Origin of the sequence: Candidatus Clostridium radicumherbarum, from assembly GCF_045310525.1 — a bacterium.
GTDB classification, from domain to species: Bacteria; Bacillota; Clostridia; order Clostridiales; family Clostridiaceae; genus Clostridium_AT; species Clostridium_AT radicumherbarum.
In genome coordinates this window covers 127971-145133 of sequence record NZ_JBJHZY010000004.1, presented here as the reverse complement: position 1 = coordinate 145133, position 17163 = coordinate 127971, and the positions used below count along the sequence as shown (strand labels likewise).

At 31.8% G+C, this 17163-nt stretch carries 16 protein-coding genes; 13 read left to right on the top strand and 3 right to left on the bottom strand.

What is annotated here, in order from left to right; all coding sequences use genetic code 11:
- Window positions 1-79: 79 nt before the first annotated feature.
- Entirely contained in the window at window positions 80-1246 is a 1167-nt protein-coding gene (locus ACJDUH_RS16745) for an amidohydrolase (RefSeq protein ID WP_406766355.1), read from the top strand.
- A 121-nt stretch (window positions 1247-1367) separates the two neighbouring features.
- Here the strand turns inward: ACJDUH_RS16745 and ACJDUH_RS16740 are convergent, their stop codons facing one another.
- Window positions 1368-1916 carry a biotin transporter BioY gene (locus ACJDUH_RS16740; protein WP_406766354.1) on the bottom strand — a complete coding sequence of 183 codons (549 nt, stop codon included), beginning with the start codon at window positions 1914-1916 and terminating at the stop codon, window positions 1368-1370.
- 288 nt (window positions 1917-2204) lie between these two features.
- Between ACJDUH_RS16740 and ACJDUH_RS16735 the strand changes: the two genes are divergently transcribed.
- From ACJDUH_RS16735 to ACJDUH_RS16725, 3 genes are all read left to right on the top strand, one after another.
- The gene (locus tag ACJDUH_RS16735; protein WP_406766353.1) at window positions 2205-2621 is read left to right on the top strand and encodes an SRPBCC family protein; all 417 of its coding nucleotides are present in this window, start codon (window positions 2205-2207) and stop codon (window positions 2619-2621) included.
- A 30-nt stretch (window positions 2622-2651) separates the two neighbouring features.
- Complete coding sequence (locus ACJDUH_RS16730) at window positions 2652-3065, top strand: VOC family protein (RefSeq protein WP_406766352.1); 414 nt, start codon at window positions 2652-2654, stop codon at window positions 3063-3065.
- Window positions 3066-3281: 216 nt separating this feature from the next.
- Window positions 3282-3746 (top strand): GreA/GreB family elongation factor, encoded by a 465-nt coding sequence (locus tag ACJDUH_RS16725; protein ID WP_406766351.1) that lies wholly within the window; start codon window positions 3282-3284, stop codon window positions 3744-3746.
- A 117-nt stretch (window positions 3747-3863) separates the two neighbouring features.
- Here ACJDUH_RS16725 and ACJDUH_RS16720 read toward each other — a convergent pair whose 3' ends face one another.
- Entirely contained in the window at window positions 3864-4307 is a 444-nt protein-coding gene (locus ACJDUH_RS16720; protein WP_406766350.1) for a helix-turn-helix domain-containing protein, read from the bottom strand.
- A gap of 268 nt (window positions 4308-4575) precedes the next feature.
- Between ACJDUH_RS16720 and ACJDUH_RS16715 the strand changes: the two genes are divergently transcribed.
- The 9 genes from ACJDUH_RS16715 to aroD all read left to right on the top strand — a co-directional run bounded on the left by ACJDUH_RS16715 (window position 4576) and on the right by aroD (window position 16582).
- The gene (locus tag ACJDUH_RS16715; protein ID WP_406766349.1) at window positions 4576-6321 is read left to right on the top strand and encodes an ABC transporter ATP-binding protein; all 1746 of its coding nucleotides are present in this window, start codon (window positions 4576-4578) and stop codon (window positions 6319-6321) included.
- Window positions 6308-8056 carry an ABC transporter ATP-binding protein gene (locus tag ACJDUH_RS16710; protein ID WP_406766348.1) on the top strand — a complete coding sequence of 583 codons (1749 nt, stop codon included), beginning with the start codon at window positions 6308-6310 and terminating at the stop codon, window positions 8054-8056. Before ACJDUH_RS16715 ends, ACJDUH_RS16710 begins: the two co-directional genes overlap by 14 nt.
- A 184-nt stretch (window positions 8057-8240) precedes the next feature.
- Window positions 8241-9011 (top strand): NADPH-dependent oxidoreductase, encoded by a 771-nt coding sequence (locus ACJDUH_RS16705; RefSeq protein ID WP_406766347.1) that lies wholly within the window; start codon window positions 8241-8243, stop codon window positions 9009-9011.
- A complete protein-coding gene (locus ACJDUH_RS16700; RefSeq protein WP_406766346.1) occupies window positions 9001-9654 on the top strand; it encodes a DNA-3-methyladenine glycosylase family protein in 654 nt (217 codons plus the stop codon). The genes ACJDUH_RS16705 and ACJDUH_RS16700 overlap by 11 nt, the downstream gene beginning before the upstream one ends.
- A 271-nt stretch (window positions 9655-9925) precedes the next feature.
- Window positions 9926-10189 carry a TM1266 family iron-only hydrogenase system putative regulator gene (locus ACJDUH_RS16695; RefSeq protein WP_406766345.1) on the top strand — a complete coding sequence of 88 codons (264 nt, stop codon included), beginning with the start codon at window positions 9926-9928 and terminating at the stop codon, window positions 10187-10189.
- Window positions 10190-10205: 16 nt separating this feature from the next.
- Window positions 10206-11624, top strand: coding sequence for a [FeFe] hydrogenase H-cluster radical SAM maturase HydG (gene hydG / locus ACJDUH_RS16690; protein ID WP_406766344.1), 1419 nt, complete (start codon window positions 10206-10208; stop codon window positions 11622-11624).
- 246 nt (window positions 11625-11870) lie between these two features.
- Window positions 11871-13571, top strand: a complete 1701-nt coding sequence (locus tag ACJDUH_RS16685; RefSeq protein WP_406766343.1) for an MFS transporter — start codon at window positions 11871-11873, stop codon at window positions 13569-13571.
- 297 nt (window positions 13572-13868) lie between these two features.
- Complete coding sequence (gene htpG, locus ACJDUH_RS16680; RefSeq protein ID WP_406766342.1) at window positions 13869-15749, top strand: molecular chaperone HtpG; 1881 nt, start codon at window positions 13869-13871, stop codon at window positions 15747-15749.
- 74 nt (window positions 15750-15823) lie between these two features.
- Window positions 15824-16582 carry a type I 3-dehydroquinate dehydratase gene (gene aroD, locus ACJDUH_RS16675; protein WP_406766341.1) on the top strand — a complete coding sequence of 253 codons (759 nt, stop codon included), beginning with the start codon at window positions 15824-15826 and terminating at the stop codon, window positions 16580-16582.
- Here aroD and ACJDUH_RS16670 read toward each other — a convergent pair.
- Window positions 16579-17076, bottom strand: a complete 498-nt coding sequence (locus tag ACJDUH_RS16670; RefSeq protein WP_406766340.1) for a shikimate kinase — start codon at window positions 17074-17076, stop codon at window positions 16579-16581. The genes aroD and ACJDUH_RS16670 overlap by 4 nt on opposite strands.
- Window positions 17077-17163 lie beyond the last annotated feature (87 nt).

Below are 17163 nucleotides of genomic sequence, written 5' to 3'. Positions count from 1 at the left end.
ACAAAGGATATTTATAATTATTGTTATTTTTGAATTTGGTTAAAATATAAGTGAAAAATAATAGAAGGGAGTTTTTCAAATGTCAAATATATTAGAAAAGGCTAAATCTATTGAAGATTTTATAATAAGTTTTAGAAGAAATTTACATGAGAATCCCGAACTTAGTGGTCAGGAATTTAAAACCCAAGAAAAGATTATGAAAGCATTAGACAAACTTGGAATACCATATAAGAAGGCAGGAGACACTTCCCTAATAGCTACATTAAAAGGCGGTAAAAATGGTAAAACATTAGCTCTAAGAGGGGATATAGATGCACTTCCGATAAAAGAGGAATCTGGTGTGAAATTCGAATCTAAAAATCCAGGAGTCATGCATGCTTGCGGTCACGATGCTCATGCTTCCATGCTTCTAGGAGCAGCAAAGATTTTATCTGAAATGAAAGATGAGATTAAAGGTGAAGTTAGATTCTTCTTTCAGCAAGGTGAAGAAACCTTCTCAGGTGCGAAAAAAATAATTGAAGCAGGTGGTATGGAGGGTGTTGATGCTTGCCTTGGTATGCATGGAATGCCGGATTTAGAAACAGGCTATGTAAATATTGAACCAGGCTATAGAATGGCAGGCTGTGATACTATTTATGTTAAGTTCGAAGGTGTATCAGGTCATGGATCAGTTCCGCATCTAGCAAAGGACACAATCCATCCTGCATGTATTTTTGTAACAGATCTTCAAGGGATAGTTACTAAGAATATTAATGCTCAGGATCCAATTGTGCTTTCTGTGGGAAAGTTCAGTGGAGGTACAAAGGCAAATGTAGTTGCAAAATATACTGAAATTGACATTTCCATGAGATACTTTGATCCAAAGGTTAGAGAAATAGCTCATGAAGCAATAAAAAGACATGCCAAGGCAATTGCAAATGCATACGAGATTAAGGTTGATGTAGTTATAGAAGAAAGTGCCCTTAGTCTTTACAATGATGATGAATTAGCAGCACTGGCAGTTACGTCTGCAGTAAAAGTCTTTGGAGATGGGAAAAATAAATCTTTGCCTAAATATATGGGATCAGAAGATATGCCCTACTATTTTCAGCATGCAAAAGGAGTTTATGCATTTATGGGATATAGAAATGAGGAAAAAGGAGCAATATACTTCCCACACCATGAGAAATTCAAGATTGATGAAGACTACATGAAATATGGTACAGCACTGCATGTACAATTTGCTCTGGATTTTTTAAATAAATAATGTATAAAAATATATGGCATCCATATGATTTATTACTTAATTGCAATTAGAAAGTCATATGGAGGCCATATGACTTTCTAATTTTCATGAAGAATTAATAACAATTCATACCTTAAATCTATTATGCCTTATATAAATTTGCTTTAATTAATCTTTGGCGGATTTGAGGACCTAGAATAGAAGCAATTAAAATTTTTGTAAGATCTCCTGGTATAAATGGAATTACACCAACTGCAAAGGCCTTACTTGCTGACAGATGAGCCTCATATGCTAGCCAGAAGGAACCAAAGATATAGCACACAGCGGTTCCTAGTACCATACCTAAAATGCAAAAATACCATTTATCAAAGTATTTATCAATGAAAAATCCTGCAATTAACGCCATAAAGAAAAATCCTATAATATATCCACCTGTTGGTCCAAAAAGTTTAGAAGGACCACCACTAAAGTTTGAAAACACTGGAAGGCCAACAAAACCCAATAACATATATATAATGTAGCTGATAGATCCTTTTTTCATGCCTAGTGAGTAAATAACTATATAAACTGCTAGATTTGTAAAGGAAATTGGGACAACTCCTATAGGGATTGATAAAGGTCCAAGAATACATATGACTGCTGCCATGAGCCCCATATATACAATTTCAAATGTATTAGATTTCTTTTCCATAATTTCTTCTCCGTTTTAATAATAATGTTGTGCACATACAGAAGTATATATGAAAAAAATAGCATTGTCAACTAACACTTGAATTATGGTTTACGAATATTGCCTTCTTTAAAACTGTAGGTATGGTTGCAAATAATGATTATCTTAAAATAAAAACTATTGACATTGCTAATTTACTCGAGTATATTGAAATTAATAAAGGAAACAATAAGATAGATTTTTAGCACAAAAACATTAGAGAAATTAGAAATAGTCGTTAAGAATAAGTTAATTAAAGGAGTGAACATTATGAATGACATGCAAATGATAACTATAAAAGCAAACGTAAATTCACCTGTTGAAAAGGTCTGGCAGTATTGGACGGAACCAGAACATATAAAAAAATGGAACAGCGCCTCTGAGGATTGGCATACCACGTATGCAGAAAATGATTTAGGAGTTGGAGGTAAATTTCTTTCACGAATGGAAGCTAAGGATGGAAGTTTCGGGTTTGACTTTGGCGGAATTTATGATGAGGTAGAACAACATAAGGTTATAGCCTATACCTTAGGCGATGGAAGAAAAGTTAGAATATATTTTACAGCGAAAGATAACTATACAGAGATATCTGAGGCATTCGATGCAGAAAGCAGCACTCCAATTGAAATGCAGCAAAGTGGTTGGCAGTCAATTTTAAATAATTTTAAAAAGTATGTAGAACAATAATAATTTAAAACAAATAAAGGAGTGAAAGGTATGTCAATTAAAGCATATATAAATTTTAGTGGTAACTGTCGTGAAGCAGTGGAATTTTATGCTGAGGTTTTTCAAACCGAAAAGCCTCAAATTATGTTATTTGGTGATATGCCATCAAGTGATGGTTTCCCTATCACTGAGGAAACAAAAAATCTAGTAATGCATGCTGAGATTAAGATAAAGGATAGTACTATAATGTTTTCAGATGTTCCTCCAGGAATGCCTTTTACTATTGGTGACAATATCAGTCTAATGTTTAGCAGTAATGATATGGATGAAATTAAATCAGTATATAATCAGATCAAAGATAAGGGTAATGTGGGAATGGAACTCCAAGAAACCTTTTGGAGTAAGTGCTATGGATATGTAACGGACAAATTTGGAATAGGATGGCAGCTTAACTATGAAGCATAGCCAACTCAGATAACATAAAATTATGATACTTCAAATAAAAAGGTTTGCATTTGCAGACCTTTTTACTATTAAGAGAAAAAAACTTAATTACTATTGGAATTACTAGTTTTTCATATATAATATTAATATACGTTTATTAACAGAATATAAGAGAGAAATAAATAGTTTATAACTTAATATATTATATGTAGACTATATTACTGGAGGGGTATCATCATGAACAATACATTAACTGAAGAAAATATTAAAAAATTAAGAGAAGAATTAGATTATAGAATGTCCGTAAAAAGAGCTGAAATTGCAAAGGAAAAATTAATTGCAGCAGCTCATGGCGACAGGTCAGAAAATGCAGAGTATAAAGAAGCCTGTGCAAACTACAGAGAAAATGATAATAGAATTCAATATTTATTAACTATGATTTCTACTGCAACAGTAATAGCTGATGAAGATACAGATAAATCAGTCTTAGGAATTAATAGTAAAGCTAAAATTAAGTTTATTGAAGATGATTTTGAAACTATAGTAACATTAGTAACCACTATGGATAGAGATCCTGATAAAATGCTTATTAGTATTGAATCGGATTTAGGAAAGGCATTGTTAGGTAAAAAGGCTTATGATATTGTTGAAGTTGATGCCCCAGAAGAAAAATATAATGTAGAAGTAATTGAAATAATATAATAGGTAGAAAAAAGAAAGTATACCGGTTAATGAGATTTATTGCAGCATTAGCCGGTTTTTTTATGGTTTAAAACTAATATATTTGCAGTTTTTCGTGGACGTGGAAAAATATCAATCTTATTTTTCTCTTGAAATCATTTTATGCTCTTCTTTAAGGGGCCAGAATAACTTAAATTGTAATTTTTCTATTTCTCTTTTTTGCTTGTAACTAACCCTCAACGTAACATTATCTGGAATTTCTATTTCCGCTGGAACATCCTTTAATAAGGTGCATATTTTTGGATTTTCTTTGATATCTGCAACTTGCTGAAAAATGCTATTTAACATTATGTGGCAATTACCGCTTATATCTTTAACAGCCTCATAAATTTCTTCTTTATTTGCATATTCATAGGAGTCTCCAGATGCAACCCAATCCATAAGCGAGGATCTGCTAAATCTCCATTCCCTTCCTATTTTTCTACCAGGAATATGCTCTTCCCGGAGTAGTTTTATTAAAGTTCTTTCCCCTACACCTAAAAAGTCACAGGCTTGTTCTAGATTCAAAATATCACTATCCACATTATTTCCTCCTTTTGCGGTGAGCACTGAGCAGTTTAGACTATTTATTTAAATTATAGCTTAAAAGATCTCTTAGGTCAATGAAGTAGATATTTAATAGTATGTTAGTGTAATTATAAATGAAAATAATGTATAAATGATTGAATTAAACAGCAAATTGGAGTATTATTGTTCTTAGAGAGTTAATTTTGTATATGGAACTTCATTAAATACTAAATAATATTAATTGTTAATTAAAAAGCAGTAATATATGGGGATGATATTAGTAATGTCAAAATTAAAAATAGAACCAATGAAGCAGCCAAATAAAATTATTAATTATTGGAAAAAAGAAAAATTTGTTGTGGCCTGCATTATAATATTTGGAATATCCTGCAATATAGCAGTTATTTTAGGGCCTATATATCAAGGAAAGCTTATAGACTCCATTGCACAGGGGAAAAAACTATCTTCTGTATCAGCACTTGCAGCTACATTTGTTTTACTTATAGGAGTTACACAGTTCTTGCGTTACTTTAAGCGATTTTATATAAGGCGGTTTGCAAACAGTACAAGTTCCACCATGAGACTTATGATATATAATAACATAATAAATAAAAGCACCTATGAGCTTAACAACGAAAATACTGGCAACTTAATGACAAGGGCAATTTCTGATGTTGATCTATGCACCGAGGGAATGAGAAAGTTTACTACTGAAATATTTGATACTGGTGTTCTCATGGCTTCATATTTAATATCTATGCTAGTTTATGATGTTAAGATTACTATGGTATCAATTTTGTTTATTCCAGTTGCAATGTTTATTGCTGAAAAATTAAAAAGTATTATCTATAAGTATTCAATTGAATTTCGCAAAAAAAGCAGTGAGGTTGCAGATATCACTTATGACATTATAGAAAATTCCATGGTATATCGTGTAAATGGAATGGAAGCTAAAAATACAGCTAAGTACAGTAATGAATTGGAAGATTTGCAGAATAAAGCTATTAAAGCCAATATATTAGAAAATTCTATGCAGCCTATATACAATGTAATAGCAATGCTTGGAATAATTATGGTAATTTATCTTGGCGGCTTAAAGGTTATAAATAATGGCTGGACCGTTGGTGTTTTTTCAACTTATGCAACTATGTTTACAGCTATGGCAGTTAAGGCAAGTAAAGCTGCAAAATTATTTAACTCTGTTCAAAAGTCACAGATTTCATGGAATCGAATTAGGCCCTATCTGACAGAATACAAAACTAAAGACACTTCAGTAAATATTAATAAGACTGCGGCAGTACTTTCTGCGCAAAGCTTAAGCTTCACTTATGAAGAGAATAAGGAAAATATAATTGAAAATATTAGTTTTCATGGAAAGCAGGGGGAAATAATAGGTATTACAGGAGCTATTGCCACTGGTAAATCCACCCTTGGGTTATCTTTACTAGGTCTGTATCCATATATGGGAAGTATTGAAGTAGATGGCAAGGAGCTAAAGGATTATTCAGAATTTGAACGAAGCCAGATGATTTCATATTTAGGTCATAAACCTGAGCTGCTTACAGATACAATATACAACAATATAACCTTGGGAAGTAAACAAGATATTACCCCTGTTTTAAAGGACGTTTGCTTCGAGAAAGACTTTAGGGCTATGCCAAATGGAGAAAATACTTTAGTTGGAAACAGCGGAGTTAAGTTAAGCGGTGGCCAGCAGGCAAGAATATCTCTTGCAAGAGCTCTGCTTAATAAAAATAAAATTATAATTCTAGATGATCCTTTTTCAGCTGTAGATATGAAGACAGAAGAGAAAATAATTGAGAACTTAAAAAATAATTATAAAAATAGCTTAATTATTATAATTTCCCATCGTTTAGCTATTTTTAGTAAGATAAATAATATTATATTGCTTAACAAGGATAAGAGTTGGGAATTTGGACCACATAGTGAACTAATAAAGAACTCTGAGGTTTATGCCGAAATATTTAATTTACAGTTCACGGAGGGGGGAGACCATGATGAGGAATAGTTTAACAAAAAAATCCATCATTAAAGTAATTCAAAGCAATATTGGAACAAGTTTATTGCTTGTCTTTGCTATTGCTGGCTTTGTTGTTACAAGTTTAATTCCTCCTCAGATTTTAAAATATATTGTGGATCATAACCTTGTGCCAAGAAATCCTGACAAATTGCTTAGCTTAGCAATTACATATATTGGAGTTCTACTTTTCATTGGAATATTTGACTTTGTAAAAGAGGCTATCATTACAATACTGGGACAGAAGATTACTAAAGAAATAAGAATAGAAATGATGGAAAAGCTAAGTAGAATAAATGCAACATTCTTTTCGGCAAACGGTTCAGGAGCTGTTGTTTCCAGATTCACAAACGATGTTGATGCAATTAATTCACTGTTTTCAAGCGGTATTATCGGAATGATGGTTGACTGTTTTAAGGTTATAGGCATTGTAATTTCAATTTGGACCTTTAGCAGCAAGCTTGGAATTTTAACTTTGCTGCTTCTGCCTGCAATTTATGGTATTACACGACTTTTTCAAAAAAGAATGCTTAAGGCACAGATTGAAAACCGAATACTCACTGGCAAGGTAAATAATCATATTTCTGAAAGTTTAAAAAATGTCCAGATGATTAAGGCCTATAGTAAGGAAATGTATATGGAGAATAATTACAAGAATTATTTACTCGATAATTACAAAACAGTTGAAAAGGTAAATTTCTATGATTCTATATACTCACCTATAATTCAGCTTATTCGTGCAGTTGTTATTGCTTTTATCGTAATATTATCCTCCAAGCAGATGAATTACTTGGGTATTTCCCTAGGCATGGTTGCAGCTTCTATAGAATTAATATCTAACTTGTTTGACCCAATTGAGAACCTTGGAATGGAGCTTCAAGATATACAAGAGGCAGCTTCGGGAATTAAAAGGGTAAATGATTTCTATGGTGAAATGGAAGATGATTTCAAAAATAAAAAACTAAAGGGAGAAGATGTAATTCCAGCAGGTGAAGATTTAAGGCTTTGTTTTAATAATATCGCCTTTCAATATGAAAGTGGTCCTGATGTTCTTCAAAATATTAATCTTAGCTTAAAACCAAATGAGAAGGTAACCTTTGTTGGAAGAACTGGCGTAGGAAAAACTACATTATTTAAACTTATTATGGGTATTTTGAAACCTACAAAGGGCAGCATTACAATTAATGGTATCGATGTCTACGATATACCAAATTCAGAAAAACGTAAAATATTCGGCTATGTTAATCAGAGCTTTCATATAATAAAGGGAACAGTTGCAGACCAAGTAAGCCTGCAGGATGAAAGCATTACAAGAGATGAAATAGAAAAGGCCATAGAATTTGTTGGATTAACAGACTATATAAATTCATTAGAAAATGATTTTGATACTATGGTAAACAGCGATACTCTCTTTTCTCAAGGACAAAAGCAGCTTTTAGCCATTGCAAGAGCTATTGTTACAAATCCACCTATACTTCTATTAGATGAGATTACTGCAAATCTTGATTCTGTTACTGAGGAGAAAATAGTAACTGTACTACAAAAGGCAAGTGATGCCCATACAATATTATCTATATCTCATCGTTTATCCTCTATGATTACCAGCGATACTATAGTCATATTGGAAAATGGCAGAGTTAAAAATACAGGTTCTCCAGAGGTGCTTTTAGAAAATGATGATTGGTATCGCAGTCACATTGCCTTGGAGAAACTTACTTGGAGCTAATTTTAATAAGGAAACACAAATATAAAATTATAAAATAATCCCTTGCAGTTTTTAAGCAAAGGATTATTTTTACTCATAATGAATCGGTATAGTAATAAATATATGGTGAAGCATTTATATATTTGTAATTAAAGTGCTATAATAGTTATAATATACAAAGTTTTCAATACAGAGGAGATATAAAATGAATGAATTAAATATAATGCTTCAAAAGCAGCTAGAACATCGTACTATAAGAGAATTTAAGGAGGAAAGTCTTCCTGCTGAGAAATTTAACGATTTGATGGAAGTTGCCAGAAGAACTGCCAGCTCAAATGGAATGCAGACTTGTTCTATTATTCGAGTTACAGACCCAGCTATAAAAAAGGAAATTGCTGCTGTATGCGGGCAGGAATATGTTGCTAAAGCACCAGAGCTTTTAATCTTTATTGTTGATCAATACAGAAATTATAAAATAGCTGGTGAAAAGAATAGCTTTAATGAAAGTGCTAAAGACTTAGATCGCTTTTTCTCAGCGTTTACTGATGCATGTATTACAGCCCAAAATGTTGTAAATGCTGCTGAGTCAATGAATTTAGGAACAGTATATCTTGGAAGTATTTTAAATGATTCAGAAAAAGTTTGTGAAATTTTGAACTTACCTCAATTAACATTTCCTGCTATTGGTCTTGGAATAGGATATCCAAATCAAAATCCACAGTTAAAGCCAAGGATGGATATGAGCCTCAGGATTTTTGAAAATAAATATAGTTCCTTTAATAATTATTTAGATGAAATTAAAGATTATGACAAAGAAATGAATGCTTACTATGATCTAAGAGATTCGAACAGACGAGTTGATTCATTTAGTGATCAAGTGGCTACCCAATTTAAAAATGTTATTCCAAAGCGTCAGAAAATGATAAATGTTATTCGTAAACAGGGCTTTAATCTTAACTTGAAGGATGAGAAGTAATCAACTTTTAGAAAAGGAAAATGATATGCAAACAGTCAAAACTAAGTTTTTTGAGTATGGATTAAGAGAAATTACTTATTTAAAGAAAGCAGATAAAACTCTAGGTATGGCTATAGATAGGCTTGGCAAGGTAGAACGTGAGATAATTCCCGACCTTTTCCAGGCTCTTATTTTTGCCATAGTAGGTCAGCAAATATCTATAAAAGCTGCTCATACTATTTGGCAAAGAATGCAGGAAAGGTTTGGTGAAATCACTGCAGAAAACCTATTAAAAATTTCAATAACTGATGTCCAAAAATGTGGAATGACAACCCGAAAAGCAGGATACATTAATAGTATTTCAAATGTAATTATGCAGGGTGACTTTATTTTGAATGAGCTCTACGAACTCCCAGATAAAGAAGTAATAAAGAGGTTGTCATCAATGCCTGGAATTGGTAAATGGACAGCTGAAATGCTTCTAATTAATTCAATGGAAAGACCAGATATAGTAAGTTATGGAGATATTGCAATAAGGCGGGGTATCATGAAGCTATATGGTCTTTCTGAGCTTACAATAGAACAATTTAATGAGTATAAAAGTATATATTCACCTTATGGTTCTGTTGCGTCTATATATCTCTGGAAAATATCATTTCAATAAGGCATTGAATTCTACAAAAGATTGTGATAAAATAAACAATGTTCAGGTACACTATGAGATATTTAGGTTGTGCTATATTTTCTTGTAGTTAACCATAAATGTAAATTGTAAAAAGTATCGTGCTGAATGCATAAGGGTTAGTCCCCAATGAGAAGGCGAGAGAATATTTGTTATGAATTGGAGAAGTCCATGTTTTTGGAATTTCTGCGGTTTATTATTTATCCTTGTGCCTTCCAGGTACAAGGATTTTTTTGAAAGGGAGATTTTGGTAATGGAAACAAGGGTGGCTATTATTGGAATTATTGTTGAAAATGCTGGATCAGTTGAAAAATTAAATTCTATACTGCATGAATATAGCGATTATATAATAGGCAGAATGGGAATCCCATATCGAAAACGGCATATACAGGTTATAAGTATTATTATGGATGCTCCAAATGACGTTATAAGCGCTGTTTCTGGAAAATTAGGCATGTTACCAAATGTAAGTACAAAAACAGTTTATTCTAAAATATCTGAAGCTGAAAATAAATAAAATAGGAGGGGTTTTGATGTATAACAGTATGTCTAAAGTTGCAACTGAATTTATTGATGAGGTCGAAATTAATGATACTCTTAAGTATGCGAAAAGTAATAAAAACAATGCTGAGCTTATTGATAGCATTATTGAGAAGGCAAAGGCCTTAAAAGGCTTAACTCATAGGGAAGCAGCTGTTTTACTAGAATGTGACTTAGAAGATAAAAATGAAGAAATGTATAAGCTAGCTAAGGAAATAAAACAGAAATTTTACGGAAATCGTATTGTAATGTTTGCGCCTTTATATCTTTCTAATTATTGCATAAATGGCTGCGTTTATTGTCCATATCACTATAAAAATAAACATATTTCAAGAAAAAAATTATCACAGGATGAAATCAAAAGAGAAGTAATTGCACTTCAGGATATGGGGCATAAGCGGTTAGCTTTAGAAGCAGGTGAAGACCCTGAAAATAATCCTATTGAATATATTCTTGAAAGCATTAAAACTATCTATAGCATAAAACATAAAAATGGTGCAATAAGGCGTGTAAATGTTAATATTGCTGCTACTACAGTTGAAAATTATAGAAAGATAAAGGAAGCAGGCATAGGAACTTATATACTTTTTCAAGAAACCTATAATAAGAAAAGCTATGAAGAGCTTCACCCTACAGGTCCAAAGCATAATTACGCTTATCATACTGAGGCAATGGATCGTGCTATGGAAGGCGGTATAGACGATGTAGGCTTAGGGGTTTTATTTGGACTTAACATGTATAAATATGATTTTGTAGGATTATTAATGCATGCAGAGCATTTAGAAGCTGCCATGGGAGTAGGGCCTCATACAATAAGTGTTCCTCGTATTAGACCTGCAGATGATATAGACCCTGATAATTTTTCAAACGCTATAGCTGATGATATTTTTGCAAAAATTGTTGCTGTACTGCGGATTGCTGTACCTTATACAGGTATGATAGTGTCCACTCGTGAGTCTCAAAAAACCCGTGAACGTGTACTTGAACTTGGTATATCTCAAATTAGCGGAGGCTCAAGTACAAGTGTCGGCGGGTATGTTGAACATGAAGCTGAGGAAGATAATTCTGCTCAATTTGAATTAAATGATACACGTACACTTGATGAAATAGTAAATTGGCTTTTAGAAATGAAATTTATACCTAGCTTTTGTACTGCTTGCTATCGAGAAGGAAGAACTGGTGACAGATTTATGCAGCTAGTAAAATCAGGCCAAATTGCTAACTGCTGTCATCCAAATGCTTTGATGACACTCAAAGAATATTTAGAGGACTATGCTTCTTTAGATACAAAGAAAAAAGGAGAAGCATTAATTGCTGAGGAAGTTGAAAAGATACCAAATGAGAAGGTTAAAGCAATAGCAAAAGAGCACCTTTCTGAATTACATGATGGGAAACGTGATTTTAGATTTTAACTAAATATTAAATTGTATATTATTTTCCCCTAGACTTAAGTTTAGGGGAATTTTATTTATACTTTAAAGAAAATAATTATTGCATATTTTTAAAATTAGGATTATAATAAATTCACGAAGTGAACATAGTTCACTAATTATAATGACAATTTATTAAATATTAATAAAGTATTATATTATTTTTTTCATTAAAGCAATTGATATTTTTTTTAATCAGGAATGAACGATGTTCAAAAGGAGGAAAAAATGAAAGATAATAAAAAAATATTATTAATTATGTTTATGCTTGGTATTTTTATAGGTGCTCTTGATTCAGGCATAGTATCCCCAGCGAGAACTGTTATAGCAAATTCGCTATCTATTTCCCAAAATAGTAGTGTTTGGGTAATCACTATTTACACCTTAGCCTATGCTGTATCCATGCCAATTTCAGGTAAACTGTCAGATAGGTATGGTAAGAAAAAATTATTCACCATTAGTATTTTTATCTTTGGTCTTGGCTCACTTTTATGTGGCTTCTCAAATTATATTGGAAATTATTCCTTACTTTTAACTTCAAGAGTAATCCAAGCAATAGGCGGTGGCGGAATAATGCCAATAGCAACTGCCTATATAGGTGAAAGTTTTCCAAAAGAAAAAAAGGGAAGAGCACTTGGCCTAGTTGGCGGTATATACGGTATTGCTAATGTTCTGGGACCTACATTTGGTTCTGCAATACTAGATCTTGCTGGTTCCTCACATTGGGGAGTGTTATTTTTTATAAATGTTCCAATAGTTATAATTGTAATTACCATTTCTCTTTTAATTAAAGAAGAAAGTGTAATAAAAGCTCCTAAGAAGATGGATATTAGTGGAAGTGTTATAGCAAGCTTATTAATTTTATCCTTAATGTATCCAATAACTAATTTAAATTTTCATGACTTTATTAATAGTTTTTCTTCAACACAAGTATATCCATTTTTAATTTTGTTCGTTCTGCTTATTCCAGTATTTTTAATTATCGAGAAGAAAGCTGAGGATCCAATTATCAATCTGAAATACTTTACAAGTAGAGAAATAGCGCTTACTCTTTTAATTGCTTTTACCACAGGTGCTGGTTTAATGGGTATAGTATTTGTTCCACAGTTTTGCGAGAATGTATTAAAAATTAAAACTGGTTCTGGCGGCTATTTAGTAACATTAATGGCAATATTCACTGGACTTGCTGCTCCTTTTGGAGGCAGATTAATTGATAGATTTTCTGCTAAGTTCATTTTAGTTTTAGGTTTTACCTGTACTATATTAGGATCTTTAGTTTTAGCATTAATAGTTGTAAAGGTGCCTTCAATTTTCATAGTATTAGCTGGTTTAGCTCTTATGGGTCTAGGTATGGGCTTTACTATGGGAACTCCTCTTAATTACTTAATACAGACCAATGTTCAGGAGGATGAAACTGCTTCAGCTCAATCTACCTTGTCCTTAATAAGATCCATAGGTGTTGCAATTTCCCCAAATATCTTAATTAATTTTATCTCTGATGCTGGTAAAAATCTTCAAGGCAATTTAATGGCTGTAATGCCCAAGGTAAGCATGGGAGCAAACGCACCTGCTCAGAGCCTTGGGAGCAGTGGTATATCACCTGACGCCTTAGCAAGTCTTCAAAGTGCAGATGTAACAAATATCGTTGAAAGGCTTAAAAACTTTTCATCCTCAATAATAAACAATTTAGCACCATCAATAAAACAATCTATGTCAGGTAAGCTTCCTAAGGGAGTTTCTCCAGATGCAGCTGTAGCTAGTATGAAGGCTAATTATTTAAGCCAAGTAGAAGGCTCCAGAAACCTATTAGAAACTACTTTTCAAAACACTATTAATAGCGGCTTTAGCAAGCTTTTCATCTGTGCTGCTGCAATTGCATTTGTAGGTTTAATATTCTCAATAATGCTCAAGAATAAAGCTAAGGAATGAAAATTTTAAATAAAATAATTAATATGATAAGAAGCATCAATAGGGTAGATGCTTCTTAATTATTAATTACTACAAAAAATATCAGCATAAATATCAGCTAATATTGAAGTGTTAGGTACTTGAATCAAATTTGAGGTATTGACATTATTTTTGAAAAGTGGTATATAACAATTATATATTAGCACTCGTTAGTCGAGAGTGCTAACAAAAATTACATGACTATATCTTAATAATGAAATATGTTATTAATAATAATAGCAATAGCCATGCACTTTTATAATAGAAGGGGAGATTTTCATGGAAACAAAACAATTTAAAGCTGAGTCTCAAAGACTATTAGACCTAATGATTAACTCAATTTACACAAATAAGGAGATTTTTCTAAGGGAGCTTGTATCAAATGCCAGCGATGCTATTGATAAAATTTATTACAAGGCATTAACTGATGACTCTATGACCTTTGATAAAGAAAATTACTTAATTAAAGTAGCAGTAGATAAGGAAAACAGAATATTAAAGATCTCTGATACAGGTATTGGAATGACTAAAGAAGAACTTGATGAAAACCTTGGAGTCATTGCAAAAAGTGGATCTTTACAGTTTAAAAAAGAAAATGAAATAAAAGATGGCTATGATATAATTGGACAATTTGGAGTAGGGTTCTATTCAGCATTTATGGTGGCAGATACAGTTACTGTTATAAGCAGAGCCTTAGAAAGTGACAAGGCATATAGATGGGAATCAAAGGGTATAGAATGTTATACCATTGAAGAATGCGAAAAAGCTACTGTAGGTACTGACATCTTATTGAAAATTAAAGCTAATACAGAAGAAGAAAATTATGATGAGTTCCTCGATGAGTATAGACTAAAATCAATTATAAAGAAGTATTCTGACTTTATTAGATACCCTATTAAGATGGATGTAACTGAAAGCAGACTTAAAGAGGGCAGTGAAGAAGAATATGAAGACATTAGTGTAGAAAAAGTCATAAACAGTATGGTTCCTATTTGGAGAAAAAATAAAAATGAACTTACTAGCGAAGACTATGACAACTTTTATTCAGAAAAACACTATGGCTTTGACAAACCCTTAAGGCACATTCACACAAGTGTTGATGGAGCAGTAAACTATAATGCAATTTTATATATACCTGAAAAAATTCCTTATGATTATTACTCAAAAGAATATGAAAAAGGCTTAGAACTTTATTCAAACGGCGTTATGATAATGAATAAATGTGCTGATTTACTGCCTGATTATTTTGGCTTTGTTAAAGGAATAGTTGACTCAGAGGATTTATCTCTTAACATATCTAGAGAGGTGCTGCAGCACGATAGACAGTTAAAACTTATTGCAAAAAACATAAAAACTAAAATAAAAAATGAACTTGAAAATATGCTAAAAAATGATAGAGAAAAGTATGAAGAGTTTTATAATTCCTTTGGAAGACAATTAAAGTACGGTGTATATAGCGATTTTGGAAGTGAAAAAGATGTGCTTCAGGACTTGTTAATGTTCTATTCCTCTAAAGAAAAGAAAATGGTTACTTTAAGTGAGTATATTTCAAGAATGCCCGAAGAACAAAAGTATATTTATTATGCAGCAGGTGAGTCAAAGGAAAGAATTGAAAAACTTCCTCAAACAGAACTAGTATCTGATAAAGGTTATGAAATTCTCTACTTTACAGATGATGTTGACGAGTTTGCAATTAAAATGATAATGAATTATAAAGAAAAAGAATTTAAATCTGTATCCAGCGGAGATTTAGGAATAGAAGCAGATGAAAATAATAATTTATCAAAGTCCGAGGAAGAAGCCAGCAAAGAATTATTTGAAAGCATGAAAAACATTTTATCAGATAAAGTTAATGCAGTTAAAGCCTCAAGAAGATTAAAAGAACATCCAGTTTGTTTATCAAATGAGGGCGAACTTTCTATAGAAATGGAAAAGGTGTTAAATTCAATGCCTAATAATCAAAATATAAAAGCTGATAAAGTTTTAGAAATAAACATAAATCATGATATATACAAGGCATTAAAGGATGCTTATGAAAATGATAAAGTGAAACTTGAACTTTACACAAATTTATTGTATAACCAGGCTCTTTTAATTGAAGGCTTACCAATAAATGATCCTGTAGAATTTACAAATAGCATCTGTAAAATTATGAAATAAATATTTATGACATTTAACAACTTTATACCTATAGTTGTTAAATGTCTTTCTAATATAAATTAAAGGTGATAAGAATGAAAAAAGTGAAAGTAAAAGATGTAATAATAGGTGATGGCGTACCAAAGATTTGTGTTTCCATTTCTGAAAAGACAAAGAAAGATATTTTAAATGAGGCAGCTGCAATAACTGCTCTTAAAGTTGATTTAGTAGAATGGCGGGTAGATTGGTTTGAAAATGCCTTTGACCTTAAGAAGGTAGAAGAGGTTTTAAAGGAATTGGCTTATGCCTTAAATAATACTCCACTTCTATTTACCTTTAGAACAGCTAATGAAGGTGGAGAAAAGGTAATAGATACAAAGGCCTATTTAGAGCTTAATAAAGCTGTAATAGCATCAGGTTTAGTTGATTTAATAGATGTTGAAGCCTATATTGGGGATAAAACTGTAAATACAATCCTTGAAAGGGCACATGAAGCAGATGTAAAGGTCGTTGTCTCAAATCATAATTTTGAAGGGACACCACCTAAAGAAGAAATAATAAAACGCTTAAGAAGAATGCAGGATTTGGGAGCTGATATTTTGAAGATGGCTGTAATGCCCAAAAATAAAATAGATGTCTTAGAATTATTAGAAGCAACTGCTATAATGTCAGAAAAATATGCTGACAAACCAATTATTACAGTATCCATGTCAGATATGGGTGCCCTGAGCCGTATTACAGGTGAAATATTTGGATCTGCAGTGACATTTGGAGCTTATAATAAACTTTCTGCTCCTGGTCAGATAAAGTTAGAGGATCTTCATAAAGCACTACAATTACTTCATAGGATTTAAATTAATTTTATTATTTTATTTACTACATCTTCTAGATTTTTATCATTTAAAACTTCAAAATTAGAATTTTTTTTATAAAGGTCATATCTTTCCTCATAAAGCTTATAGATTTTTGAAACATCCCCTGATAATAGAGGACGGTTTGAAATATCAATATCCTGAATAATATTTTCTATTGGACGATTTATAAAGAAAATAATAGAGTTTTTTTGAAGTGTTTCCATATTGGAAAGAACTTTTACAACACCTCCCCCTGTGGATATTACTATGGGACATTTTTTACTGATTTCCTCTATAGCCGTTGTTTCAAGCTTTCTGAAGTAAACCTCACCTAAAAGGAAAATATCTTTAATTAACTTATTTTCTTTTTTTTCTATATACTCATCTACATCGTAAAAGGGGAGTAGTAGCTTTTCTGCTATCATTTTCCCTATGCTGGTTTTTCCGCAGCCAGATAAACCTATTAGAACTATGTTTTTATTAAAGTTTTTCATTTCTAACCTCTCTAAATAAGATAAATTTTTACTTGTTTGATCTTATAAAAATTATATTAATTTATAAATATCTTTTCCACTTAAATA

Coding starts and splice junctions, on each gene's coding strand:
- ACJDUH_RS16715 (WP_406766349.1), top strand. CDS start 4,576: ATGTCAAAATTAAAAATAGAACCAATGAAGCAGCCAAATAAAATTATT.
- ACJDUH_RS16705 (WP_406766347.1), top strand. CDS start 8,241: ATGAATGAATTAAATATAATGCTTCAAAAGCAGCTAGAACATCGTACT.
- ACJDUH_RS16695 (WP_406766345.1), top strand. CDS start 9,926: ATGGAAACAAGGGTGGCTATTATTGGAATTATTGTTGAAAATGCTGGA.
- aroD (WP_406766341.1), top strand. CDS start 15,824: ATGAAAAAAGTGAAAGTAAAAGATGTAATAATAGGTGATGGCGTACCA.
- ACJDUH_RS16745 (WP_406766355.1), top strand. CDS start 80: ATGTCAAATATATTAGAAAAGGCTAAATCTATTGAAGATTTTATAATA.
- ACJDUH_RS16710 (WP_406766348.1), top strand. CDS start 6,308: ATGATGAGGAATAGTTTAACAAAAAAATCCATCATTAAAGTAATTCAA.
- ACJDUH_RS16670 (WP_406766340.1), bottom strand. CDS start 17,076: ATGAAAAACTTTAATAAAAACATAGTTCTAATAGGTTTATCTGGCTGC.
- hydG (WP_406766344.1), top strand. CDS start 10,206: ATGTATAACAGTATGTCTAAAGTTGCAACTGAATTTATTGATGAGGTC.
- ACJDUH_RS16730 (WP_406766352.1), top strand. CDS start 2,652: ATGTCAATTAAAGCATATATAAATTTTAGTGGTAACTGTCGTGAAGCA.
- ACJDUH_RS16685 (WP_406766343.1), top strand. CDS start 11,871: ATGAAAGATAATAAAAAAATATTATTAATTATGTTTATGCTTGGTATT.
- ACJDUH_RS16700 (WP_406766346.1), top strand. CDS start 9,001: ATGAGAAGTAATCAACTTTTAGAAAAGGAAAATGATATGCAAACAGTC.
- ACJDUH_RS16740 (WP_406766354.1), bottom strand. CDS start 1,916: ATGGAAAAGAAATCTAATACATTTGAAATTGTATATATGGGGCTCATG.
- ACJDUH_RS16725 (WP_406766351.1), top strand. CDS start 3,282: ATGAACAATACATTAACTGAAGAAAATATTAAAAAATTAAGAGAAGAA.
- htpG (WP_406766342.1), top strand. CDS start 13,869: ATGGAAACAAAACAATTTAAAGCTGAGTCTCAAAGACTATTAGACCTA.
- ACJDUH_RS16735 (WP_406766353.1), top strand. CDS start 2,205: ATGAATGACATGCAAATGATAACTATAAAAGCAAACGTAAATTCACCT.